The sequence below is a fragment of the Pseudoalteromonas sp. 4NS20-0020 genome, assembly GCF_057554385.1.
This window is the reverse complement of record NZ_BAAJMI010000004.1, coordinates 543,596-566,544: the sequence shown is the minus strand read 5'-3', so window position 1 is coordinate 566,544 and position 22,949 is coordinate 543,596. Positions and strand designations below refer to the sequence as shown.

Genomic DNA, 22,949 nt, shown 5'->3' with positions numbered 1-22,949 from the left:
TTATTCAATACACTGGCCTATGTTAGTTAACATTTCACTGTGACTCTTCACCGCTGTGGGCACCATGACATTACCAAGCCTCAAATAAGAGAAATCCGTTGCAGCAATGTGACGGGTTTCTTTCTGTCTGGGATTTAGTAAATGGCCAAACTATACCGAACTTTTAGTACATGCTTACATAATAATTGAATGGTCGCCTAGGCTATTTTAATTATCAATATTTTCTATATAGTCTTTTAACTGTATTCACTATTATCAAAATGATCCTTTCCAATTAAACTAACTTCATAAAATATTTACTTAGTATAAGTTTTGGAGAAAAACATGGCTCATCAAATTATCAAAGATTTACACAATCGTTATACTGCTAAGCAATATGATTCATCAAAACGTATTTCTGATGAAGATATTGAAGTAATTAAAGAGGCTATTCGCTTGTCAGCTTCTTCAATTAACTCTCAACCTTGGAAGTTTATTTTGGTTGAAAGTGAAGAAGGTAAACAACGCTTACACGATACATTTGCTAACAACCATCAGTTTAATCAGCATCATGCTAAAGAAGCATCGCATACATTATTACTTGCTTATGATCCTAAGTTTACGAAAGAGAAATTCTCTAAGCGTGTCGATGCAGAAGTCAGCTCTGGCCATTTACCAGCAGATATGCGCGATAACTTTATGGGTGCATATGCATTTGCTGAAATGAACACAGATGAGAAAGGTTACAACGGTAGTTGGACTAAAGCGCAGGTTTACTTAGCACTTGGTAATGTGCTGCATACATTAGCGCGATTGAACATAGCGTCGACTCCAATGGAAGGCGTTGACCCAGAGCTAATTAGTGAGAAGTTTAATGCTGAACTTGACGGCCATATTTGTGAAGTTGCACTAGCAATGGGTTACCCTAATACCGATGAAGACTGGAACCATGGTTTGCCAAAGGCACGTTTAGCAGTAGAAGACATAATAACAACCGTATAGCATAAAAAGCTTTATTATAAAGCCGAGGCTATCTCGGCTTTTTTGCGTCTAAAATAAGCCATACGCTTCCGTGCTTTCAGTTTTTTCTTGTAGTGCAGCCGGCTTAAATATGGAACTTGGATCGATAAGCACACTATGATTTTCGGCCATTTTTATTAAGCCTCGCATCATACCTTTAGTTTGTGGGTCTATATCAAAGCCTATATCAGTTAGCTTATCTAATGGTTTTATATCTTCTTTTTTATAATCTAGGCTGTCTTCAACTTTATCGACCAGCAACCCCACATGAGGGTTTATACCGTCTTTCGTTGTGAATACAATAATTGGTTTGTAATCCAAAGTTATTTGCTCTTGTGCTGATTCAAACAGTCTCTCTAACTGAGCAAGACTGCTACGTTTTATCTTACTAAGTAAATAGCTTACCTGTTTATGTTCACCTTGCCTGTGAGCAGTTACGGCTTGTCTAGCTTGTTCTAGTAATAATTCAAAATGCTCATTAAAGCGTGACATAGTAAGTTTTAAATCAGGGTTGTCTGTATTGAACTCTTGGAAAAAAACAATAAAGTTTTGAAGCTCAGTTTCATTAATAACTAATTTTTCTGATTGATTTAAGAGGTTTGTTTCGAGTGTATTAAACCATTTGGTTTGTTTGTCTTGCCAGGATCTTAGCTGTTTTAAAATATGTTTGTTGCTTTGCTCTGTTGATATATTATTTAAGATAATTCCTAAATCGAAAACTGGCGTAGGGATATCCATATAATCTTTAACACCAATAAAGCTTTTGTTGTTGTTTGGTAGTGTTGTGAGATTATTATCAAAGCGCTCGGTTAATAAGATATCAAGTATTTTCAGTGAAATGGTTTTGCAGCCCACTTTAAAGTTTATTAATTCCATGCCTTTATCTTAATTTACCCATTAATGTATTAAGAATAGAACAAATCTACCAAATAGCTTAAGTAACTGTGGTAATTAATCATTGTATTAAGGGGGTGAGTTATTTAATGGCTTTAGCTAGTTTTAACACTGCTTGTTTAAAGCATGTTTCAAGCTCTTTTTTGCCTTGTATATTTAATTGCTCAATGACGTTTGTATCGCTTTCATTTTGCAAAATTAAGCTAATTAATAGTTGCTTATCACTTTGCGTTAAACAATTAACAACAGAGGGTGCCAGAGTTACAACTTGCCAAATAGTAGCTGTAATACTAAATCGAGAAAAGTGATTATTAAGTTGTCGTATTAAACGTTTTTTGATGTCTGAACTGATAGGTCTATCTGTAAACGAGGAAATAAGTACATTTACAAGCTGCCAATCAAGGTGTTTAAAGTGTGTGAGTAAAGCATAAAATATATCGGTTTGAAATTCAGCTTTTAATCGTTTCAGTGTACCCGTATTGTTGTTTAAACATTTCACAACGAGTGCTGAATGCTCGCCAGTGCTTTTATCTTTTTGATAACCCAGCTTTATAGTGCTAAACCCTTGGCTTTGCCAAAATTTTAATAGCTCAGCCGTAGCGCCAAAACTAGCACCAAACCAATGGCACTCATTACTTACTCTTGATTCGCAAAAACTCAGTAGGGCTTTACCTACTCCTTGACTGTGAAGATTAGGGGCAACAGCAATTCTTACTACTCGAGCAGAGAGTTGGGTAAGGCACTGGGGATCACTGCTTAGCTGCGAGAGAGTTTGTGCCATTAGGTGCCCTTGTGGGCGGCGTTCACCTTTAAGCACCTGCTCAGTTAGCTTGAGGGGTAACCCGCCTTCTATTGTAACTAAACACACCCCCACTAGGTGATTATGTGTTTGGGTTATGAAAAATCGTTGTGAGGGTGCATCAAGTAGTTGGCGTAAATCGTTAACGCTACTTTGGTAATGTGCTAAGGCAAGTAATGCAATAATCTGCTCAAGTAACAGCTCGTCATTTGTGAGTTGTTGCTGAGTAATTTCACTGTGGACTAGCTTATTTAAGCTATTGCTTTGTATCTCTTCGTACTGTGCTTCGAGTGCGAGCAAAGTGCGTATATTGCGCTCTAGCGGGTCGGCTTTTGCAAACCTTAACGGTTCATCAAGTGTGATAATATTAGCGGCTTTATACTTTGCTTTAATGTACTGACTAAACCTAATTGTATAGCCTCTACCATTACCCTCATAACCTACTAAAGTACTTGCAAATACAATGCGCGGATACTGTTTTAGCATTTTTAATAACAGAGGAACTGGAATAGCTGCCGCCTCGTCAACAAGTAATAAGTCACACTCTGGCAACGAGTCTAATAATGAATCTGGAGCAATATACTGCAAATTAGCAAGTTGCTTACTTTTACCATCAAAGGGTATGTTTAACTCATTACTTAAATGTTTAAAGCTGCTATGAGTGGCTTTAAATTGTGTACTGCAAAGTAGTATTTTTTTATCGATAAGCTTGGCGGCAGCAAGTCCAAGCGCTGCTGATTTACCACGACCTCTGTCGGCATTAATGAGTAAAGGGCGATTAGCGCGACCATGAGCCACTTTAATTATATTTTCTACACAATGCTGTTGCGGTTCAAAATCTATTTTATTGGTAGAGCTTTCTCTGCTGATATTACCTTTACAGCCATGTAATTCACTAAAGTGATAAGCGGGTAACGATTGCACAACGCGGGCAATGCGTTCATTAAAAAAGCTATAGCTTACTTTATGCCCGTGAGACTGCACTGTGCTTAGCGCAGGATCTGGCCAAGTTGAGAGCGCGCTTAGCTCTGGTAGCAGTAAATATAAAATACCGCCTGCTTTTACCGTACCTGCAATAGCTGCTAATTTATCAGGGTGCAAGCCACTAAAGCCATCGTATACGGCGTGTGAATATTCTTGCCCTAAAATTTGATGAGTACGATTAGGCCACTGCGCGTTATTTAGTCTGGTATTTTTAGAAACGACGAATGTATTTTTATTTTGAAGTAATTCACCTAACAGCTCGTAGCACCAAACAGTACTGCCAGTAATAAGCACCAGTTGGCGATGATGAGCGCCAACTAGTGTTTTTTCTAACGTGTTTATGTGAGCTTTATACAGCTTGTAATCGTGCATAAGCCGTTACTAGCCATTTACTGCCAAGGTCGTCAAAGTTTACCTGTACACGCGACTGTGCACCGCTACCTTCATAGTTAAGTACCGTACCAATACCAAACTTAGCATGCAGTACACGTTGACCTAAGTTAAAGCCGCTGTCTTCAAAGGCGGCATGGCTTACTGATGCACTAAAGCGACCTGCTGCCGGTGGTCGCGAAACTTGCGTTTTAATACGAATTTCTTCTACGCAGTCTTCAGGGATTTCGCGTAAGAAACGTGAAGGACTATGGTATTTCTCTTGTCCATAAAGGCGGCGGCTTTCGGCATGGCTAATGTATAGTTTATCCATTGCACGGGTCATGCCTACATAACAAAGGCGGCGTTCTTCTTCTAAGCGGCCAGACTCTTCATTACTTTGCTGCGATGGGAACATGCCTTCTTCTACGCCCACCATAAATACAAGCGGGAATTCTAAGCCTTTAGCTGAATGCAGAGTCATCATCTGCACGGCATCTTCGTGCTCGTCGGCTTGTCCTTCGCCAGATTCAAGCGAGGTATAGGCTAAAAAGCCTTGCAGTGGTGAGCTAAACTCTTCTTCTTCAGGGAGTTCGTATTGATCACACGCGCTTATAAGTTCTTCTAAGTTTTCTACACGAGCGCGGCCTTTTTCGCCTTTTTCAGCTTGATACATAGCCATAAGGCCAGAGGTTTGAATTGTGTATTTAGCTTGTTCTTGTAGGGTGAGATCGCTAATTTTGTCTTCGATGTGCTCAACAAGCTCTACAAACTTTGTTACAGCGCCAGCTGCTCGGCCTGATAAGTGCTGTTGTTCAACAATAGCTTTAGCTGCGTACCAAAGCGGAAGTGACTCAGCACGTGCACAATCACGTATATGACTTAATGTTTTATCGCCAATACCGCGAGCAGGAGTATTAATTACACGCTCAAATGCGGCATCGTCTTGGCGATTACCTACTAAGCGTAAGTACGATAGCGCATCTTTAATTTCTTGACGCTCAAAGAATCGCATGCCACCGTAAATACGGTATTTTAAGCCTTCTTGTAGCATGGCTTCCTCGAGTACACGAGATTGCGCGTTGCTACGGTATAAAATAGCGGCGTCTTGCAACGCGTTACCGGCATTAAGCCAGCTACGTAATTTGCTACTCACAAAGCGGGCTTCGTCTAGCTCGTTAAAGGCGGCATAAATTGATATAGGCTCGCCTTCGTTACCATCGGTCCATAAGCTTTTACCCATACGCTCGGAGTTATTTTTTATAAGCGCATTAGATGCTTTAAGAATAGTTGCGGTTGAACGGTAGTTTTGTTCAAGGCGAATAGTTTCGGCATCAAAGTCAGTTAAAAAACGTTTTATGTTTTCTATTTTAGCGCCGCGCCAGCCGTAAATACTTTGGTCGTCGTCGCCAACAATCATTATGCTGCTTGTGTCGCCTGCAAGTAACTTTAACCATGCGTACTGAATGGTATTAGTATCTTGAAACTCGTCTACTAGCATGTGGGCAAAGCGCTGTTGGTAGTGGCGAAGTAACGTCGGGTTATTTTTTAATACTTCATAGCTGCGTAGCAGTATTTCAGCAAAATCGACCAAACCAGCCCTGTCACAAGCTTCCTGGTAGGCGGCATATACACGCAGCATCATTTGCTCGTTTATATCATAAGCTTGAATATCTTTAGGGCGAAGTGCTTCGTCTTTTTTAGCGCTTATGTACCAACCAAACTGTTTTGCAGGCCACTTTTTATCATCAATATTCATTGATTTTAATAAGCGCTTGATCATACGAAGTTGGTCATCAGAATCTAAAATTTGAAAGGCTTCTGGTAAGTTAGCTTCTCGATGGTGAGCGCGCAAAATACGGTGTGATAAGCCATGGAAAGTACCAATCCACATCCCGCCAACCGGTGCTTTTAAGGTTTCTTCAACGCGGGTACGCATTTCTTTAGCTGCTTTATTGGTAAAAGTTACCGCAAAAATACTATAAGCTGATGCTTGTTCAACTTGCATAAGCCACGCGATACGATGAACTAACACTCGTGTTTTACCAGACCCAGCACCGGCCAACACCAGCATGTTTTGTAATGGGGCTGCAACGGCATCGCGTTGTTTGTCATTTAAGCCGTCGAGTAATTCTGAAACGTCCATCGTTACGCCTTTTTAATCAATATTGAGGGCAGTATAACAGGTGTTTTTGTTAGGCTAAATAAAATACTGTTTTTATGAACAGCTATTATAAAAATAGCCTCTAAAACCAATCAGCTGGATAGTTTTTGGCGTGGATAAGTGACTAAAATTAATAATAAAAATAATCAAATTGACCTATATTTAGTAAAAAATACCAAAGTAATTAGTGAGTCGTAATTTAACTAACTGATTTTTAAGCTTTAATAAATTGGCATAAAGTGTGATAGTAAGTAGATAACTAAAATTTAAAATTAATTAACTACAGAGGTGAGTATGGCTGATCAAGGGTCTGGCGGTAATGTGATTGCTGCATTGTGTAATATATTTTTTCCTGGTTTAGGACAACTAGTACAAGGGCGTATTTTAGCGGCTATATTTTTTGCGCTAGCTATTGTTATAAGTTACGCACTTATTTACGTACTCGTTGGTTTTGTATTAGTCCCTATTATTTATTTATGGTCGATAATAGATGCGGCACGATACCGCTCGCGAAGTTAGGTATTTAAACGTTTTACAAAAATAGCGCCCAATGGCGCTATTTTGTTTTTTAGGGTCGGCGTTACAGCTAATTTACGGGTATAATCGCGTTATTAACGTTTAATAAGTAATAGCTATGGAATATCAATTTATACGTGACCCTATTAGTGGTTTACGAATTAAAATAAGCAGCGAACACGCAATAATAGGTCGTTGGTTAAACGAAGAAATTGGCAAAGACAAAGTCGCTATGGTGCAAGCACTTATTGTGTCTGTCAAAACGAGTTTTGAGCCAGTCACTCTAAAAGGCCAAGAAATAGATTTAATTTTATCTAAAGATGAGGCCTTATTTGAGGCTCATGCTCTGCACCAAGACAGCGAAGACTTAATTGCCTATCAAGATGATGATTTAATGCTTGAAGAGAACGACTTAAGCAGTGGTTGTGGTTTTGAAGACTTTATTGATTTAATCGAGTCGTGGGCTGAGTTTACCAGTAATCGATAAAAATAATTAAAACAGACATAGCAAATGCAAAAACAGCGCTTTCTCTGTATTATTAAAACAACTAAAAAACGACAGGAATTGATATGTCTGCCAATTTAAATAAGCTAGTAGTCATGCTAGAAATGCAAAACGCCATGAATACAAAAGTGCATGAACAATGGTTTACACAAGGGTTTGAATGGTATCGCGCTATTTGGGTTGAGTGTGCCGAAATGCTCGATCATCATGGCTGGAAGTGGTGGAAAAAACAAACACCCGATACCGAGCAAGTTATTTTAGAATTGGTTGATATTTTTCACTTTGGTTTGTCGCTACGTATTGACGGAAAAACAAGCTATCAAGACTTAGCAAAGCAATTAGAAAGTGAGTTGAGCCAAGTACAGCAAGCTGATGACTTTAAGCAAACGTTAGAAATACTTGCGGCATCTGCTGTTGCAGATAAAGCGTTTAATGCATCAGCATTTGCCGGTTGTATGGCACAAATGGGCATGGATATTGACGATTTATACCGTGGTTATGTTGGTAAAAATACCTTAAACTTTTTTCGCCAAGACCATGGTTATAAAGACGGTAGCTACATTAAAGTGTGGAACGGGCAAGAAGATAACGAGCACTTAGTGGAAGTAGTTAAAAGCCTTGATACCGAACATGCAGACTTCGCAAAATTAGTCTATCAAGGCCTTGAGGCACGTTACCCAAAAAGCTAAATAATAGTACGGTAGTCGGTTACATTTAAGTAATCGGCTATTTCGTTGTGTGGTTGCTGGCTGTCGGGGTTAGCAACCGCAAGTAAGTGCCCAATGCCGTATTCTTTTGCGGCATTTAATACAGCTACGCTGTCATCAACAAATAAAGTACGTGTTTTGTTAAATCCTAAATCATTTTGTACTTGGTGCCATAAACTTTGCTGCTCTTTACTTACGCCATATTCATGAGTCGACACTACACCATCTAAATAATTATCGATTGCGGTGTGTTCAAATTTCATCATGACGTTTTCTGGATGTGCGTTGGTAAGCAATATAAGCTCTTTTCCTGCTTTTTTTAGCTCCGTTAAAAAATAGGGCACGTCGTCACGAACTTTTATAAGGTGCTGTGTTTCTCGCTTTAAATCCATAATTGGTAATTTAAGCTGATCTTCCCAATAATCTAAGCAATACCACTCAATTTGGCCGCTTACAGCTTGGTAGCGTTTAAAAATATCTTCTTTTGCTTCGCTCAGGCTTATATTTTTCGCTAAGGCGTGTTGCTGTGGAAGAACAGTTAACCAAAAATGGCTGTCATAATGTAAATCGAGGAGTGTTCCGTCCATATCAAGTAAAACGGTATCGATTTTTGACCAATTTAGCATGGGCTTTTCCCTGTGAAAAGTTTATGATTAAGCACAACTGCCATGATAGCAAATTAACGCCAATGACACAGAAAAAGCATCCAACACCTCCTCAAATCCTAAGTAATAATGTTGTCGCTAAAAGTCGCCTATTTACTGTGGAATCTTTAGAGCTAAAATTTTCGAATGACGAAGAGCGTCAGTATGAACGTATTCGAGGTGGTGGCAGAGGCGCTGTAATGATTGTGCCTATAACGGCTGATAACGAAATGCTGCTAGTGCGTGAGTATTGCGCGGGCACCAATGACTACCAGCTAGGCTTTCCTAAAGGACTGATCGACCCAGGCGAAACACCAGAGCAAGCTGCTAATAGAGAACTTAAAGAAGAAGTAGGTTTTGGCGCAGACTTTTTTAAACCATTAAAAACAGTGACCATGGCACCTAGTTATTTTAATGCCACCATGCATATTTTATTTGCTAAGCAATTATATCCGCAAACACTTCCAGGCGACGAGCCTGAGCCTTTAGTTGTTGTTAAGTGGCCATTAACGCAATGGCAGTCATTATTAGAGCAAGATGATTTTACCGAAGCACGAAGTGTTGCCGCTTTGCTATTATTAGATAAGTACTTAGCATCTGGAGCTGCCGATGAATAAATTATTAGAACCTTGTATTGAATTAGCCGAACGTGCAGGCGATGCCATTATGGCTATATACAAAAAAGATGATATTGGCCAACAAGAAAAGTCAGACCACACACCAGTAACTAAAGCCGATTTAGCTGCAAATGATGTGCTTGTTGCAGGCTTAAAGGCACTTGCGCCCGATATTCCTATTATGTCGGAAGAAACACCTATTCCTGCATTAGCCGATAGGCAAGATTGGCAGCGTTATTGGTTACTTGATCCCATGGATGGCACAGGTGAATTTATTTTAGAAAGTGGTGATTTTGCGGTAAACATTGCGCTTATTGAAAATAACCACCCTGTGTTGGGTGTAATTCATTGGCCGTCAAAAGGTATTACGTATTTTGCGAGTGCTAAAAATGGTGCTTTTAAGCGTGAAGAAAAGAGCGACACACGAATATACGTAGCTCCGCCTGAAAGTTTAACACTAGCGGTAAGTCGCCGTCAGAAAATTGAGTCGGTGAGTCAATACTTAAATAGCCAATTTACAACTATTGCAGTTGGTTCGTGCTCGTTAAAAGCATGTATTGTTGCTGAGGGTAAAGCGGACTGCTTTTTAAGAATAGGCCCAACGGGTGAGTGGGATACAGGGGCTTCACAAGTTATTGTAGAAGAAGCGGGCGGCTGCATTACTGATGCAGAGTTTAACCCTTTAACCTATAACCAACGTGAGAGCACTGAAAACCCAGACTTTATTGTAATGGGCCACCCTGATTGGGAGTTTCAAAAAATGATTACTCCTCACCAAAGAGCGAGTATAGAATAGAGTTTTGATTGCTTTTTGTTCACTTGAACAGTTTTAGGTAGTTAAAGCCTTGCATTATAAGTTTATTCCTATATAGTAGCGCTCTCTTCAAGGCAGGCTCGTAAATATTACGAAAATGTTTTAAAGAAATTACAGGCGCGGGATGGAGCAGCCTGGTAGCTCGTCGGGCTCATAACCCGAAGGTCGTCGGTTCAAATCCGGCTCCCGCAACCAATTTCCTTTATGGGGTGAGGTTACTGTAAACTCTAACTTAAGAGATTAAATCAAGTAGTCGATAGACTTTAAATATACAGGCGCGGGATGGAGCAGCCTGGTAGCTCGTCGGGCTCATAACCCGAAGGTCGTCGGTTCAAATCCGGCTCCCGCAACCAATTTCTTAAATTGGACGCCACGTTGTAATGTAAGCAACGTTAAATAAGTATGCATATTTCAGGCGCGGGATGGAGCAGCCTGGTAGCTCGTCGGGCTCATAACCCGAAGGTCGTCGGTTCAAATCCGGCTCCCGCAACCACTGAAATAAAAAGCACTATTAAAGTAACACGCTAAAAGCGTGTTTTTTTATGCCTGAAATTCAGTGAAATGGGTAGCTCGTCGGTCTCAGCTCTCCATTAGCCAGCAAAGGTCGTCGGTTCACTTTATATAAGCTCAGGCTCCCGCAACCACTGAAATAAAAGCACTATTAAAGTGATATGCTAAAAGCATGTTTTTTATGTCTAAAATTCAGTAATTCTTAATAGCAAAGCTGTTATTACATTTACCACATATACTATACCAATCATTTTAAATTCGTTATTACTTAACACCTCGTGCTGGGTATGTTAAAACGGCTGAAATATTTTTAAGTGTACTTTTACATGACAGAACTGTATCACTGGTTTGATTTAATCGGCATTGCTGTGTTTGCTATTTCAGGCACATTAGTGGCCTACGAGAAAAAAATGGATGGTTTCGGGGTGGTAGTATTAGCAACAGTGACCGCTATTGGTGGGGGAACTGTTCGCGATGTGATTCTAGACGTTCCTGTATTTTGGCTACATGATCAAAGCTATTTTTTTGCTATTTTAGCTGCTGTACTTATTACATCTCGGCTTATTAATAAGCAAAAGTCTATTCCGTATTACACACTTCAAATAGCAGACGCATTCGGCTTGGCTTTTTTTGCTGTAATGGGTACTCAAAAAGCACTACTTGCAGGCATGCCAGAAATGACAGCAATCATAATGGGAGTCATAACGGCTTGTTTTGGAGGCTTAATACGTGATGTGCTCGCCCGCGAAATCCCTATGCTGTTAAAAGGAGAGCTCTATGCCATTACCTGTATTGCGGGTGGTATTGTTTATACACTTAGTATGTATTTTTCATTTGTGACTGAGCTGGCGATGGTATTGGCAATGTTGATGACATTATTCTTACGTTTTTCAGCAATAAAATGGAAAATCACATTACACGTTTTTAAATATCCTGACTAAACTTACTTAATCATAGGATTGATTAGGATAAGGAATGTCATTAGCTCGTATATATTCTCGTGCTCAGGTAGGTATTAATGCCCCTGAAGTTATTGTAGAGGTTCACTTAGGAACTGGTTTACCCGCATTCCACATTGTAGGCCTTCCCGAAGCCTCTGTTAAAGAGTCAAAAGACAGAGTGCGCAGCGCGCTTGAAAACTCTCAATTTGGTTTCCCTGATCAACGCATTACTGTTAATTTAGCCCCAGCTGATTTACCCAAAGACGGTGGCCGGTTTGATTTGGCCATTGCCGTAGGCATTTTGGTAGCATCAGGGCAAATAGTGTGCCCTGATATTCATAAATATGAGTTTTACGGTGAGCTTGCACTCAACGGTGAGGTACGTGGAGTAAATGCTATTTTGCCCTCTGTGCTTGCAGCTAAGGAACAAAACCGCTGCTGTTTTTTACCCATAGCTAATGATAGCCTGGCAAGCCTTGTAAATGGCGTAAAGCGTAAAGCGGTAAGCTCTATTCAAGAAGTATGGGGTGATTTACTAAACCAGCAGCCGTTGCCGTTAAATATAGAGTATCCAGACTGTACGCAGGCACCTGACTTTTTACTCGATTTGAGCGATGTAAAAGGTCAACCCGGGGCTAAACGTGTATTAGAAATAGCCGCTGCAGGCGGTCACAACCTGCTATTTTTAGGTCCACCGGGAACCGGTAAATCAATGCTTGCTCAGCGAATGGCCACAATAATGCCGGCTATGTCTGACGATGAGGCACTTTCCACTGCCGCACTTTATTCAATTATTGGTCATTCAATCGATTTAACAAACTGGCGGCAACGCCCTTTTCGTAATCCTCATCATACCTGTTCGGCGGTTGCATTAGTAGGGGGATCATCAAACCCTAAGCCGGGTGAAATTTCGCTGGCACACAATGGGGTATTATTTTTAGATGAGCTACCAGAGTTTGAGCGTAAAGTGCTCGACTCCCTTCGTGAGCCAATGGAAACCGGTACGGTAACTATTTCGCGTGCGGCGCGGCAAATGGAGTTTCCTGCGCAGTTTCAGCTCATTACAGCGTTAAACCCAAGTCCTACGGGAAGCCATACCGATAAACGAGCAACACCCGATCAAGTTATACGTTATTTATCTCGTGTATCAGGCCCATTTGTTGACCGTATTGATTTGCAAATAGAGCTACCACGGTTAACTAGCGTTGAACTGCAAAGCACTAAACAAGAAGAAACCAGCGCACAAGTGCGTGCACGGGTAGAAGCAGCTTATTACATACAGTTAAAACGCCAAGGCAAAGTGAATGCGCGGCTAAATAATAAAGAAATGAGTATTCACTGTGAGCTTGCCCCAGCAGAGCTGCAGTTTTTAGCTAAGGCCAGTGAAAAGCTGTCTTTATCGCCGCGCTCTTACCATAGAGTTATTAAAGTAGCGCGTACGATTAGTGATTTAAAAGGGAATGAAAAAATTAGTTTAGACGATTTAAAAGAGGCATTAAATTACAGAGCCTTTGAACGCTTAATTGCTCAACTTACTAAGTAGCTAAAATTGAGGCTAAACTGTTTTTACTAGCGGCTATAAAGAGAGCATGTAGCCTTTGCCACGGACTGTGACAATACGCTTTTGATCTTTTTCATCGTTTAGTTTTTTACGTAATCGACCAATAAGAACATCGACTGTACGATCGTTAGGGCTCCAATCTGGTTGGCCTATTTCTTCAGATATTTTTTCACGTGAAGTGGCTTTACCTGCATTACTTATTAAGCAAATAAGTACTTTGTGCTCTGCTTCAGTTAAACGTGATTCAACACCCGAGGAGGTAATAAGGGTGCGATTATCGGGGTGTAATTTAAAGTCGGCGTATTCAATAAACTCTTCACTTTCGTCGCTATCCATATTAACGGCAACGCGTTTATACAAAGCGCGCATACGCAGTTCAAGCTCAAGTAAATCAACAGGCTTACAAATATAGTCGTCAGCACCTTGGGCAAGGCCTGCTATTCGATCTGCTTGTGAATCACGACTAGAAAGCACAATAACACCAATATCTGTTAGTGTGTTAAGTTCTTTGGCGAGCTGAAGGCCGTCTATTTTAGGCAGTACAATATCAATAATAGCGAGGGTAAATGCATCACGCAGGTTTACTCGCTGCCTAACGATGCTCAATGCATCAGCGCCAGTTGAGTCTACTTCTATTGTAAATTCGGTCTCTGCAAAGTGATTTTGAATGCGTTTAACGAGTATTTCATCGTCTTCAACCAATAAAACATTAATAGCCATAGTACTTTATTTTAAATGCTTGTAGCTTTGTATGGTAGCACCATTAGGTAAATACTGAGAAGGGGTTACATGCTAGTTTTAAGTAACTTAATATTTCAAAAATATTAAAATAATTATAAAAAAATCAAAAAAAGCGCCCCATATTCAAGGGCGCTTTTCATAAAGATATAAAATTTCGGTTTAAATTACTTATTTTCGTACATTGAATCCCACCATTGTGGTTCGTCTTTTAGTTTTTTATCAAAATATGCCAACATAGTATTCCACCAGTTAAAGCGTTTATCGCGCGCAAAAATTTGATGATCGGCGCCTTTGTACTCAATAAGCTCCACGTCTTTATTTAGTAGTTTAAGTGCGGTGTACATTGTTAAGCTCTCGCCTACGGGTACGTTAGTATCACTGTCACCATGAATAAGCAGTAATGGTGTGGTTACTTTGTCTGCATGAAATACCGGACTATGTTGGCTATACAGATTGGCGTTATTCCATGGGAAGCTGTTTTTAGATGCCTCACCAGAGTACAAGTAGCCCCACCACCCTTCGCCCCAATAAGAGGTTAAGTTTGAAATACCCGCGTGGGAAATAGAAGCGCTAAATAAATCGGTTTTTGTTGCCAATAGCATGGTCATAAAGCCACCATAAGAGGCACCTAAATTACCGACCTTAGTGTTATCTACGTAGTCGTATTGTTTTAAAAAAGCCTGTGTTCCTTCGATAATATCGTCGGCGGTGTAATCACCCCACGCATTGACGTGTTGTGCTGAGAACTTTTGTCCAAAACCTGTTGCGCCGGTAGGTTGTACTACATAAACCACATAACCGTTTTCGGCCCATAAGTTAAATGGGTAACGGCCAGTAAAACCACGGGTAACAGGTGATGTACCACCGTAATAATAAACAAGTGCAGGGTACTTTTTAGTTTTATCTAGGTTACTTGGCACATAAACACGCCCGGTTATTTCAACGCCACTTTTATTAGTAAAGTTAAACTCTTCAAGGGTGGGTATTGTTGTATTGGCATAAGCAATTGGTTTTGAATCCCAAATAAGATCGGTTTTGTTTTTACTGATATTAAGGCGTTTTAGTTGTTGCGGTGCTAAAGCACTTGTGCCGGTGATTAACACTTGTGAATTGCGCCCATGTGAAACGCTAAATTTTTCTACAATATCCACATTGGTATTTAACTTTTTAAAGCGCTGCTTACTGAGGTCGAATAGATACAATGGCTGAGTGTCTTTTTCGGTCACTTTAAGTACCGCATCGCCGTTTTCTAACACGCTTAGCTGACCAATCGATGGGTCAAATTGTTTACTGAGCGCAGTAACATTTTTACCGTTGTTAGTTAACAGGTAAAGCTGTCCGTCGTAGTTATTAGCAAGCATTGACTTTGGCAACGCTCTGCCAGCACCATTTTTAAAGTCGGGGCCTGCAACAACATACACGTCTTTGTTTGCGTATTTTGCTTGGTTAAATGTTTTAAATTTACCAAGTGACAAAAGCTTGTTTGATTTTATATCCAGCTCAACGAGCTCTGTCTCAGGGTGAGTAGACGCTTGCATAGCCATAACCGAACGGCTCATTAATATTTTTCCACGCGTACTATTTAAATCTTCAAAGCTATGAGAAAGCGGGCCTTGGCTAAGCGCTTTTGTTAAGCCACTTTTAGTATCAAGCATATAAAGTTGGCTGGTAGTGCGCGCATACGACCAACGATCTTGAAGGCCTTTGTAATGCTTGGTTAAGTTGTTGCTGCTTTCTGGTGATTTAGACCAGCTAAATACTAGGCTCGTGTCGTTAAAAAAGGTGAAACCACTGGCGCCGGCTAAGTCGCTTGCCAGTGTTTTAATGGCTAAGCTTTTACGATTAAGCTGTTTAAGCTCACCCTTTAATAAATACACTAAGTACTGATTATCTGGGCTCCAAATAATGTTACTTGGTTGTCCATCTTCAAATCGATAGTCAGTTGAGTTGTCTGTATTTTTTAACTCGGTAACTAAGTTGGCTTTATTTTGAGTTTTATCGTCGTAAGTGCGCTTGGTGGTTATGTATTGCTCGGCGTTAGGCGCTAAAGATATATTACTCATGGTCGGCGCATCAAACAGTTGCTTTGCTGATAAGCGCTTTGTGTATGATGTATTTAGCGTAATTTTATCAGTGTCACTCTTAGGGGTGAAATCAATAACCACATCACTCCAGTTTGCGACTTGTTGCGCCAAAATAATAACGCTGTGGGTAGAGTTAGTTAATGCAAGCTTATAACTATTTTTATCCCCTTTTTGGGGTTCGCCATTAATAAATAATTGCCCCTTTTCAATCCCTTTTAATGTTAAGGTGCCTTGTGTAAAACGCTCTGTTTCAATATTAAATTTTAGTGCTTGCAGTCCGCCAAGGGTGAGTGCGCTTACTTTATTGAATGGCTGCCAGCTTTGTTTTTTACCGAAAATAGAAAAACTGTCTGAGTTTGCTTGTAATTGTGGCAAAAGGTTGTTGATAATGGCTGAGCCATGCGGCGTTTGAAAAGGTTTTAATTGCATATCTTCGGCCAAGGGGCCGATAAACTGAATTTTTGATTTGTCCAATGGTTCAGCAATTGCTGCAAAGCTTAAACTGCTAAAGGCTAATAAACCTAAGGCTCGTTTAAATTGCTTGTTGCGGTAAAACCAAGGTGCATTAAATTTCATTATTGTGCCTGTTATTATTGGGTATTTGGTCAAATATAGCATGTATTGTTACCATGCTCACATATCCAATATAAAGGAGAAAAAGTGACTTTACTGATTGTTTATATGGTTGTGGCCATTGTTATTTCGTTTTTGTGCTCTGTGATGGAAGCGGTGCTGCTAAGCATTTCGCCAAGCTATGTTGCATCACTCAGAAAGGAGCAGCCTGTGCTTGCTAAGCAGCTTGAAAAACTAAAAAATAATATAGATCAGCCACTGGCAGCCATTTTGACTTTAAACACCATCGCGCATACAGCGGGTGCAGCGGGTGTAGGAGCGCAAGCGGCCGTGGTTTTTTCTGATGCTGCAGTGGGGATTGCCTCAGCAATTATGACCTTATTGGTATTGGTTCTTTCTGAAATTATTCCAAAAACTCTGGGTGCTAATTACTGGCGTGCCTTAACGCCAAGTGTTACCTACTCTTTACGGTTTTTGGTGATTTCGCTAAAGCCCTTTGTATGGTGTGCGCAAAAGTTAACAAACCTAATGGGGCCAAAGCACGACGAGGCTTACTATATTCGCCAAGAAATAGAAGCCATGGCCGATATTGGCACTGAATCTGGCGCTTTGCACGAAGATGAGTCTGAAATTATTCGTAATCTTTTGCATTTTAGGCATGCAAAATTGTCTGATTTAATGACGCCACGCACAGTTATTTTTAAAGTACATAAAGACTTAACAGTAAACCAATATTTAAATGAGCACGGTTCGTCATCGTTTTCCCGCGTATTAATATTTGATAAAGATGCCGACGACATTGTCGGTTTCGTGCATAAAAACGATATTATGTTGGCGTATCATCGCTTAGGCACCGATTATAAAATCAGTAAGCTGATCAAACCAATTTATACAGTACCCACATCTCAAAATGTATCGTCATTATTGCAAACGCTACTAACTCAGCGTACGCACATATGTTTAGTCGTGGATGAATACGGAGAAGTGCGCGGCATAGTAACGCTTGAGGATATGATTGAATCACTAATGGGCTTAGAAATAGTCGACGAACGCGATCAGTCAACCAATATGCGTGCAGTGGCAAAGCAACGCTGGCGTAAGCGTTTGGCCAGCAGTGCGCATATTGTAAGTGAAGAAGACGAACATCCTGAAGAAGAAAAGTAACCTTTCACTCGCAACGTTAGCTATTGCTAGTTACTTAAATACAATAGTTAACGTCTGCTCTCGTGTTTTTTTAGCCAAACGGTATACTAGCGCGATTATTTTAAATGGCTTTAATTATGATAAGAATAGACCTAACCTTGGCTGATCAGCCATTTTCATTAATGGTTTCTGGGCAGCAAATAGTACAAGTATTTCATAACCAGCAAGCTATTGCGTTTGATACTCCTCGAGAACATTACTATCAATTTAACTTTCAAGATAAATTAATAGGCATAGATACCAGCACAACTGCCGAGCAAAGTATTTCGTTATTTGTAGATGAGCAATTTGCTACCCAGCTCGCTTTACCAGCCCCAGTTAATGGTGAACCTAAAAGGGGTTTTTTAGGTTTTGCTGCGTTAGGTTTTAAACTATTTAAAAGCGCAAAAGTAGTAAAGGCTGCGTTGGCAGGTGCATCTGTTGCTGGGTATGCCTGGTTATTTAGCATTGAATTTGCGCTTATGCTTATTGCGTGTTTAGTGGTGCATGAGTATGGGCATGTAAGAGCTATGAAGTACTTTGGCATAAAAACCAAAGGTATTTACTTAATCCCATTTGTGGGTGGCTTAGCTGTCAGTGACGATAAAATAACAACCCGCTGGCAAGATGTGGTCATATCGCTCATGGGGCCTGCTTTTGGCTTAATAACCTCTGTGTTGGGTGTTGTTTTATATTACGCCACGGAGATGGAAATATTTGCTGGTGTTGCGGTACTCAGTGCATTGCTTAATTTATTTAACTTACTGCCAATTTTACCGCTAGATGGTGGGCATGTATTAAAGAGTATCAGCTTTTCTATGCGCTCATGGATTGGACTAAGTGTATGCTTGCTGGGTGTGTTTTTTGGCTTATGGCTTAGTTATACATTTGGCTTAATGTTACTGGTGTTCTTTTTATTTGTTGGGGCGCTAGAAATTGTGTTTGAATGGCGCGGTCGACATTATTCTCATTTAATACCACTAGATAAATACGGACAAGGTTTTTCAGCCGCTATGTACGCACTGGTAGTTGCAGGGCATGTAGCAGTGATGATGCACTTTGCTGATTCTGACAATCCAATACTCAGTTTGCCGATGACAATTTTATCGAGCTGATAATTGTGCGCGTAGTTAATTTTTAACTACGCGCAAAGCTTTATTAATAAAAGCTCAATACCAGCGATATAAATACCCCAGTAATAATTAGTTGTACCACGCAAAAGCCCATAATATCTCTTGCCTTTAGGCCCGCTATAGCTAATACGGGCAGTGCCCAAAAAGGTTGAATTAGATTCGTCCAAGCATCTCCCCATGCCACAGCCATAGCAACACGGGATATATCGGCGCCCAGCTCTTGCGCTGCAGGTATTACAATAGGTGCCTGTACAGCCCATTGTCCGCCACCGGAGGGCACAAACATATTAACGAGTCCTGCACTAATAAAACTATAAAATGGCAAGCTATCGGCATCCGCAATGGCAATAAAGCCTTGTGATATCTGCTGTGCTAACCCTGTATCGACCATGACCGCCATAATACCGGCATAAAAAGGGAACTGAATTACAATTCCCGCACCACTCGGAATTGCTTGTTGTAAGCTATTAAGCACATTGTGAGGAGTTTGATGTAGCGTAATAGCTAAAAATAAAAACAGGGCAATTACACTATTGAGGTTTAAGCCACCACCAAAGATAAAAAAGTAATAGCTTAAGTAGGCAAGCCCCATTAAGCCAATGCCCATACCTAGCAGTTTGCTTTGTTCTAAATGTTGCGAAGGACGCGTTATTTTACTTGCTGCAGGTGTGCGGGTGTTTAATAGGGTTGGATCGATATAAACGCTGTCGTTGTCATTGGGTAACATGTAGCGATTTACTAATGGGACGATAATAAATAAACCAATCAAAATGGCAATATTAAAACCTGCAAATAAGGTTTGATCTGTACTCACAATACCCATACTTGCCTGTGAAAAGTGTCCTGGTGTTGCAATAGTTAGCGGAATTGAACCTGCAAGGCCGCCATGCCATACAACAAAGCCAGTATAGGCACTAGCTACTAATAATCGATAATCTACACGGGTATGTTTTGCAATAGCTTTGGCAAACAATGCACCAATAACAAGGCCAAATCCCCAGTTTAGCCAGCTCGCTAAAAGTGAGATAAAAGTAACTAATATAATTGCTTTAGGCGCGGTGTTGGCTAAGGTTGCTAGTTTTTCTAATACTTTGCTAATGAGAGGTGTACTTGCCAGCATGTAGCCTGTAATAAGTACAAGCAGCATTTGCATAGCAAAGCTCAATAGGTTCCAAAACCCATTGCCCCACGCGTGCAGTACATTAATACTGCTGGAAGGGGTAAATATACTGGCAGCGGCAAATGTAATAAGTGTAAGCAAAATTACAAATATAAATGGGTCGGGTAGGTAACGCTCAACCAGTCTTGTAAATGGGGTGGCTATTCTATTAAGCATAAAAATACAGTTTAGTGTTTGTTTGTAGATTAATTAATCACGAAATGTGGTTATGTGCAAATCACAATTAGTATTACACGGAGGAGTTTTACACTGTCTATACCTTAAACGTTGATTAAAACTAAGGCATACAGTAACGTACTGTTTATAGATAATTTAATAACAAAGATTTTGTATTATGCCAGTGATATTTAAAAGGTTAGCGTTACTTGTGCGCGCTCATATTGATCAATTGAGCTGGCAAGCAGTGACCTTTGCAATTTTAACTCATATGCTCGTAACCTGGTTGCTACTGTATGCTGCCAACGAACAGGCGTTAACCTCTATAACCACTTTTTTTTACTATTACACAGTGACAACGTCAACAGTAGGATATGGTGATTTTAGCCCGACAACAGAGCTTGGTCGATGGGTGGTTGCTTTAATACAAATTCCGTTTGGTTTAGCTTTATTTGGTGTTTTGCTTGGAAAAGCAGGGCAAACTGTTACTTACTTAATTAGGCACGCTATGACTGGTGATAAAGATTTTGCTCACAGTAATAACCACATCATTATTTTTGGTTGGCACGATACCAGAACTAAAAAAATGATTGATTACATTTTGGCGGATACAAAGCGCACTGAACGTCGTATTTTACTCGCGGTAACAGAGCAGATGGATCATCCTTTTTTAGCTAATGAGCAGGTTGATTTTGCGCGTCTTTCTAGCTTTACTGATTTAGCAGAGTTAGAGCGTGTAGCAATCAGTCACGCCGATAAAGTAATTATTGATGGGCAAGACGATGACCAAACATTTACTACTGCGCTGCGTATTAGCCGCTTAGTAAAAGATGAGTGTCATATTAGTGCTCACTTTTTAGATGAAACCAAGGTCGATATGCTACTGGAGCACTGTCAAAATATAGAATGTAGCAGTGCTAAGTCGGCTGAAATATTAGTTCGTTCAATGCAAGACCCCGGCTCTAGTCGAGTACAAGAAGAACTGCTTTCTACATTACATGGTGATACACAATTTAGCTTAAAAGTACCCAGTGGCTGTAAGGAAATGGAATTTGGCACCTTGTTTCATCATTTTAAAAGGCAGCACGACGCTATTTTGTTGGGTGTTGCACATAACTTGAGTGCTCAAAATATGGACTTAAATCCACCTTTGGATTATAAAGTGAGTGAAGGTGATATTCTCCACTATATTTCTGTTGAGCGTGTATTGAGCGGCGAAGTTGATTGGTCAAGCTTGGAAAAATAATGAATGAAGTTATATTTTTAATTGTTATTTTAAGTGCGTACATTTTACCTGTAGTCATTGTACTAAACAGTAAACGTACGCAAGGCCACGAAAAAAACGGTTGGCTCATCGGTATCATCTTTTTTTCGTGGTTAGGGCTTATTATGTATTTTGCCATTGTGCCCAAACACGGGCACAAAAAGAAAAAAGCAGTAAAAAAATAAGCGCAACTCGACCTTTACTATTTGGCCATTTTTATAATTTCATTCCAATCGTGCTCTGTTACGGGCATAACCGATAATCTTCCTGCTTTTTTTAGTGCCAACTCTGTAATACTGTCGTTTGCTTTTATAGATTTTAAGCTAACCAGTTTATTCAAATGTTGGTGGTAGGTTACGTCAACGACTACCCAACGCGGTGAATCGCTGGTGGCTTTAGGGTCATAATAATCGCTATTTAGGTCAAATTGAGTAGGGTCTGGATAGGCTGCGCTTGTTATCTTTGCTATACCCGCTACACCTACGTTTTTGCAGCTTGAGTGATAAATCATCACTAAATCGCCTTCTTTAACATCATCACGCAAAAAGTTTCGGGCTTGGTAATTTCGTACACCTTCCCATAATGTTGTTTGATTAGGTGCGTGTTTTAGGTCGTCAATTGAAAAAGCATCGGGTTCGGTTTTAAACAGCCAGTAAGCCATAGTTGTATTCCTAACAAAGATTTACATAGTTGTAGTCTATAGTATCATTAAGTTATTAGGGAATTGAGGAACATATAATGAGCCAAGTTTTAGATGATTTATTATCGTTATTAACACTTGAAGAAATAGAGCAAGGGTTATACCGAGGGCAAAGCCAAGATTTGGGTTTTAGAGCTGTTTTTGGTGGTCAGGTTATGGGGCAAGCGCTATCAGCAGCAAAGGAAACCCTACCGGCTGGACGTATTGTTCACTCTTTACATTCTTACTTTTTACGCCCAGGGGATGCTGCTAAACCTATCGTTTACGATGTTGAAACTATTCGCGATGGCAAAAGCTTTAGTACCCGTCGTGTAAGTGCAATTCAATACGGCAAGCCTATTTTTTATATGACTGCATCTTTTCAGGCGGTTGAAGACGGACTTTCGCATCAGGCAACGATGCCAGATGTACCGCAACCGGAAGAGCTACGTTCGTCGCTTGAGTTTTATCAAGAAAATGCTGAGCATATACCCGAGGTGATTCGTAATAAATTTATTCGCGAAATGCCTATTGAAATGCGCCCTGTGACATTTCATAACCCCTTTAAACCAGAAGCGATTGAGCCAGTTAAACATATTTGGTTTAGAGCAAATGGTGATATGCCCGATGATCAGCGTATTCATAATTACCTATTGGCTTATGCGTCTGACTTTGAGTTTTTACCAACTGCATTACAGCCGCATGGCGTGTCGTTTATGCAGCCAAATATGCAGGTCGCAACAATTGACCATGCAATGTGGTTTCATCGCTCGTTTAGATTAGACGACTGGATTTTATACACCATAGACAGCCCGAGTGCGAGCTCAGGCAGAGGGCTGGTAAGAGGGCAATTTTTTGATCGCCAAGGCAACTTGGTTGCCTCAACAATTCAAGAAGGGGTTATGCGTCAGCGCTAACCCTATCTATGTATAG

At 40.3% G+C, this 22,949-nt stretch carries 21 protein-coding genes and 3 tRNA genes; 16 read left to right on the top strand and 8 right to left on the bottom strand.

Annotated features, from left to right (window positions below; translation table 11 throughout):
- The first annotated feature begins 324 nt into the window (after positions 1-324).
- On the top strand, positions 325-981 hold the full coding sequence (locus tag AC27JL_RS13195) for a nitroreductase family protein (RefSeq protein WP_487195788.1): 657 nt from the start codon (positions 325-327) through the stop codon (positions 979-981).
- A 48-nt stretch (positions 982-1,029) separates the two neighbouring features.
- Here the strand turns inward: AC27JL_RS13195 and AC27JL_RS13190 are convergent, their stop codons facing one another.
- From AC27JL_RS13190 to uvrD, 3 genes are all read right to left on the bottom strand, one after another.
- Positions 1,030-1,875 (bottom strand): chemotaxis protein, encoded by an 846-nt coding sequence (locus AC27JL_RS13190; RefSeq protein WP_487195787.1) that lies wholly within the window; start codon positions 1,873-1,875, stop codon positions 1,030-1,032.
- Between the two features lie 100 nt (positions 1,876-1,975).
- Positions 1,976-4,048: a tRNA(Met) cytidine acetyltransferase TmcA domain-containing protein gene (locus AC27JL_RS13185; protein ID WP_487195786.1), complete on the bottom strand. Its 2,073-nt coding sequence runs from the start codon at positions 4,046-4,048 to the stop codon at positions 1,976-1,978.
- Positions 4,026-6,191, bottom strand: coding sequence for a DNA helicase II (uvrD, locus tag AC27JL_RS13180; RefSeq protein WP_006791383.1), 2,166 nt, complete (start codon positions 6,189-6,191; stop codon positions 4,026-4,028). The genes AC27JL_RS13185 and uvrD overlap by 23 nt, the downstream gene beginning before the upstream one ends.
- Before the next feature lie 312 nt (positions 6,192-6,503).
- Here uvrD and AC27JL_RS13175 point away from each other — a divergent pair, with 312 nt between their 5' ends.
- The 3 genes from AC27JL_RS13175 to AC27JL_RS13165 all read left to right on the top strand — a co-directional run bounded on the left by AC27JL_RS13175 (position 6,504) and on the right by AC27JL_RS13165 (position 7,919).
- Positions 6,504-6,728, top strand: a complete 225-nt coding sequence (locus AC27JL_RS13175) for a hypothetical protein (RefSeq protein ID WP_006791382.1) — start codon at positions 6,504-6,506, stop codon at positions 6,726-6,728.
- Between the two features lie 115 nt (positions 6,729-6,843).
- Positions 6,844-7,212: a YacL family protein gene (locus AC27JL_RS13170; protein WP_006791381.1), complete on the top strand. Its 369-nt coding sequence runs from the start codon at positions 6,844-6,846 to the stop codon at positions 7,210-7,212.
- A gap of 83 nt (positions 7,213-7,295) precedes the next feature.
- A complete protein-coding gene (locus AC27JL_RS13165; protein WP_006791380.1) occupies positions 7,296-7,919 on the top strand; it encodes a dUTP diphosphatase in 624 nt (207 codons plus the stop codon).
- Here the strand turns inward: AC27JL_RS13165 and yrfG are convergent.
- Positions 7,916-8,563 carry a GMP/IMP nucleotidase gene (gene yrfG / locus AC27JL_RS13160; RefSeq protein WP_010557632.1) on the bottom strand — a complete coding sequence of 216 codons (648 nt, stop codon included), beginning with the start codon at positions 8,561-8,563 and terminating at the stop codon, positions 7,916-7,918. The two genes, AC27JL_RS13165 and yrfG, sit on opposite strands and share 4 nt — an antisense overlap.
- A 62-nt stretch (positions 8,564-8,625) precedes the next feature.
- On the opposite strand from yrfG, the gene nudE reads away from it, so the two are divergent.
- The 7 genes from nudE to AC27JL_RS13125 all read left to right on the top strand — a co-directional run bounded on the left by nudE (position 8,626) and on the right by AC27JL_RS13125 (position 13,006).
- Positions 8,626-9,198, top strand: a complete 573-nt coding sequence (gene nudE, locus AC27JL_RS13155; protein WP_033035276.1) for an ADP compounds hydrolase NudE — start codon at positions 8,626-8,628, stop codon at positions 9,196-9,198.
- Positions 9,191-9,994 carry a 3'(2'),5'-bisphosphate nucleotidase CysQ gene (gene cysQ / locus AC27JL_RS13150; RefSeq protein WP_006791377.1) on the top strand — a complete coding sequence of 268 codons (804 nt, stop codon included), beginning with the start codon at positions 9,191-9,193 and terminating at the stop codon, positions 9,992-9,994. Before nudE ends, cysQ begins: the two co-directional genes overlap by 8 nt.
- A 136-nt stretch (positions 9,995-10,130) precedes the next feature.
- Positions 10,131-10,207, top strand: a tRNA-Met gene (locus AC27JL_RS13145).
- A gap of 81 nt (positions 10,208-10,288) precedes the next feature.
- Positions 10,289-10,365, top strand: a tRNA-Met gene (locus AC27JL_RS13140).
- A gap of 63 nt (positions 10,366-10,428) precedes the next feature.
- Positions 10,429-10,505: transfer RNA gene (locus AC27JL_RS13135), tRNA-Met, on the top strand.
- A gap of 343 nt (positions 10,506-10,848) precedes the next feature.
- Positions 10,849-11,463 (top strand): trimeric intracellular cation channel family protein, encoded by a 615-nt coding sequence (locus AC27JL_RS13130; protein ID WP_010557634.1) that lies wholly within the window; start codon positions 10,849-10,851, stop codon positions 11,461-11,463.
- A gap of 34 nt (positions 11,464-11,497) precedes the next feature.
- Positions 11,498-13,006, top strand: coding sequence for a YifB family Mg chelatase-like AAA ATPase (locus AC27JL_RS13125; protein WP_006791374.1), 1,509 nt, complete (start codon positions 11,498-11,500; stop codon positions 13,004-13,006).
- 33 nt (positions 13,007-13,039) lie between these two features.
- Here AC27JL_RS13125 and AC27JL_RS13120 read toward each other — a convergent pair whose 3' ends face one another.
- Together AC27JL_RS13120 and AC27JL_RS13115 are read right to left on the bottom strand one after the other, a co-directional pair.
- Positions 13,040-13,744, bottom strand: a complete 705-nt coding sequence (locus AC27JL_RS13120) for a response regulator transcription factor (RefSeq protein ID WP_006791373.1) — start codon at positions 13,742-13,744, stop codon at positions 13,040-13,042.
- A gap of 185 nt (positions 13,745-13,929) precedes the next feature.
- Positions 13,930-16,425: an alpha/beta hydrolase family protein gene (locus AC27JL_RS13115; RefSeq protein ID WP_487195785.1), complete on the bottom strand. Its 2,496-nt coding sequence runs from the start codon at positions 16,423-16,425 to the stop codon at positions 13,930-13,932.
- A gap of 84 nt (positions 16,426-16,509) precedes the next feature.
- On the opposite strand from AC27JL_RS13115, the gene AC27JL_RS13110 reads away from it, so the two are divergent.
- Positions 16,510-17,586: a hemolysin family protein gene (locus tag AC27JL_RS13110; protein WP_008129553.1), complete on the top strand. Its 1,077-nt coding sequence runs from the start codon at positions 16,510-16,512 to the stop codon at positions 17,584-17,586.
- Between the two features lie 116 nt (positions 17,587-17,702).
- Complete coding sequence (locus AC27JL_RS13105; RefSeq protein WP_487195784.1) at positions 17,703-18,719, top strand: metalloprotease; 1,017 nt, start codon at positions 17,703-17,705, stop codon at positions 18,717-18,719.
- Between the two features lie 43 nt (positions 18,720-18,762).
- On the opposite strand, the gene AC27JL_RS13100 is transcribed toward AC27JL_RS13105, so the two are convergent.
- Complete coding sequence (locus AC27JL_RS13100) at positions 18,763-20,073, bottom strand: short-chain fatty acid transporter (RefSeq protein ID WP_487195783.1); 1,311 nt, start codon at positions 20,071-20,073, stop codon at positions 18,763-18,765.
- A gap of 178 nt (positions 20,074-20,251) precedes the next feature.
- Between AC27JL_RS13100 and AC27JL_RS13095 the strand changes: the two genes are divergently transcribed.
- Positions 20,252-21,319, top strand: a complete 1,068-nt coding sequence (locus AC27JL_RS13095; protein WP_010557641.1) for a potassium channel family protein — start codon at positions 20,252-20,254, stop codon at positions 21,317-21,319.
- Positions 21,319-21,522: a PLDc N-terminal domain-containing protein gene (locus tag AC27JL_RS13090; RefSeq protein ID WP_006791365.1), complete on the top strand. Its 204-nt coding sequence runs from the start codon at positions 21,319-21,321 to the stop codon at positions 21,520-21,522. The genes AC27JL_RS13095 and AC27JL_RS13090 overlap by 1 nt, the downstream gene beginning before the upstream one ends.
- Positions 21,523-21,539: 17 nt before the next feature.
- On the opposite strand, the gene AC27JL_RS13085 is transcribed toward AC27JL_RS13090, so the two are convergent.
- Positions 21,540-21,998: an EVE domain-containing protein gene (locus AC27JL_RS13085; protein ID WP_006791364.1), complete on the bottom strand. Its 459-nt coding sequence runs from the start codon at positions 21,996-21,998 to the stop codon at positions 21,540-21,542.
- 77 nt (positions 21,999-22,075) lie between these two features.
- Here AC27JL_RS13085 and tesB point away from each other — a divergent pair, with 77 nt between their 5' ends.
- Positions 22,076-22,933 (top strand): acyl-CoA thioesterase II, encoded by an 858-nt coding sequence (gene tesB, locus AC27JL_RS13080; protein ID WP_006791363.1) that lies wholly within the window; start codon positions 22,076-22,078, stop codon positions 22,931-22,933.
- Positions 22,934-22,949 lie beyond the last annotated feature (16 nt).

Excerpts from the sequence above, each read along its gene's own strand:
- AC27JL_RS13195 (WP_487195788.1), top strand. The coding sequence starts at position 325 with ATGGCTCATCAAATTATCAAAGATTTACACAATCGTTATACTGCTAAG.
- AC27JL_RS13190 (WP_487195787.1), bottom strand. The coding sequence starts at position 1,875 with ATGGAATTAATAAACTTTAAAGTGGGCTGCAAAACCATTTCACTGAAA.
- AC27JL_RS13185 (WP_487195786.1), bottom strand. The coding sequence starts at position 4,048 with ATGCACGATTACAAGCTGTATAAAGCTCACATAAACACGTTAGAAAAA.
- uvrD (WP_006791383.1), bottom strand. The coding sequence starts at position 6,191 with ATGGACGTTTCAGAATTACTCGACGGCTTAAATGACAAACAACGCGAT.
- AC27JL_RS13175 (WP_006791382.1), top strand. The coding sequence starts at position 6,504 with ATGGCTGATCAAGGGTCTGGCGGTAATGTGATTGCTGCATTGTGTAAT.
- AC27JL_RS13170 (WP_006791381.1), top strand. The coding sequence starts at position 6,844 with ATGGAATATCAATTTATACGTGACCCTATTAGTGGTTTACGAATTAAA.
- AC27JL_RS13165 (WP_006791380.1), top strand. The coding sequence starts at position 7,296 with ATGTCTGCCAATTTAAATAAGCTAGTAGTCATGCTAGAAATGCAAAAC.
- yrfG (WP_010557632.1), bottom strand. The coding sequence starts at position 8,563 with ATGCTAAATTGGTCAAAAATCGATACCGTTTTACTTGATATGGACGGA.
- nudE (WP_033035276.1), top strand. The coding sequence starts at position 8,626 with ATGACACAGAAAAAGCATCCAACACCTCCTCAAATCCTAAGTAATAAT.
- cysQ (WP_006791377.1), top strand. The coding sequence starts at position 9,191 with ATGAATAAATTATTAGAACCTTGTATTGAATTAGCCGAACGTGCAGGC.
- AC27JL_RS13130 (WP_010557634.1), top strand. The coding sequence starts at position 10,849 with ATGACAGAACTGTATCACTGGTTTGATTTAATCGGCATTGCTGTGTTT.
- AC27JL_RS13125 (WP_006791374.1), top strand. The coding sequence starts at position 11,498 with ATGTCATTAGCTCGTATATATTCTCGTGCTCAGGTAGGTATTAATGCC.
- AC27JL_RS13120 (WP_006791373.1), bottom strand. The coding sequence starts at position 13,744 with ATGGCTATTAATGTTTTATTGGTTGAAGACGATGAAATACTCGTTAAA.
- AC27JL_RS13115 (WP_487195785.1), bottom strand. The coding sequence starts at position 16,425 with ATGAAATTTAATGCACCTTGGTTTTACCGCAACAAGCAATTTAAACGA.
- AC27JL_RS13105 (WP_487195784.1), top strand. The coding sequence starts at position 17,703 with ATGATAAGAATAGACCTAACCTTGGCTGATCAGCCATTTTCATTAATG.
- AC27JL_RS13100 (WP_487195783.1), bottom strand. The coding sequence starts at position 20,073 with ATGCTTAATAGAATAGCCACCCCATTTACAAGACTGGTTGAGCGTTAC.
- AC27JL_RS13095 (WP_010557641.1), top strand. The coding sequence starts at position 20,252 with ATGCCAGTGATATTTAAAAGGTTAGCGTTACTTGTGCGCGCTCATATT.
- AC27JL_RS13090 (WP_006791365.1), top strand. The coding sequence starts at position 21,319 with ATGAATGAAGTTATATTTTTAATTGTTATTTTAAGTGCGTACATTTTA.
- AC27JL_RS13085 (WP_006791364.1), bottom strand. The coding sequence starts at position 21,998 with ATGGCTTACTGGCTGTTTAAAACCGAACCCGATGCTTTTTCAATTGAC.
- tesB (WP_006791363.1), top strand. The coding sequence starts at position 22,076 with ATGAGCCAAGTTTTAGATGATTTATTATCGTTATTAACACTTGAAGAA.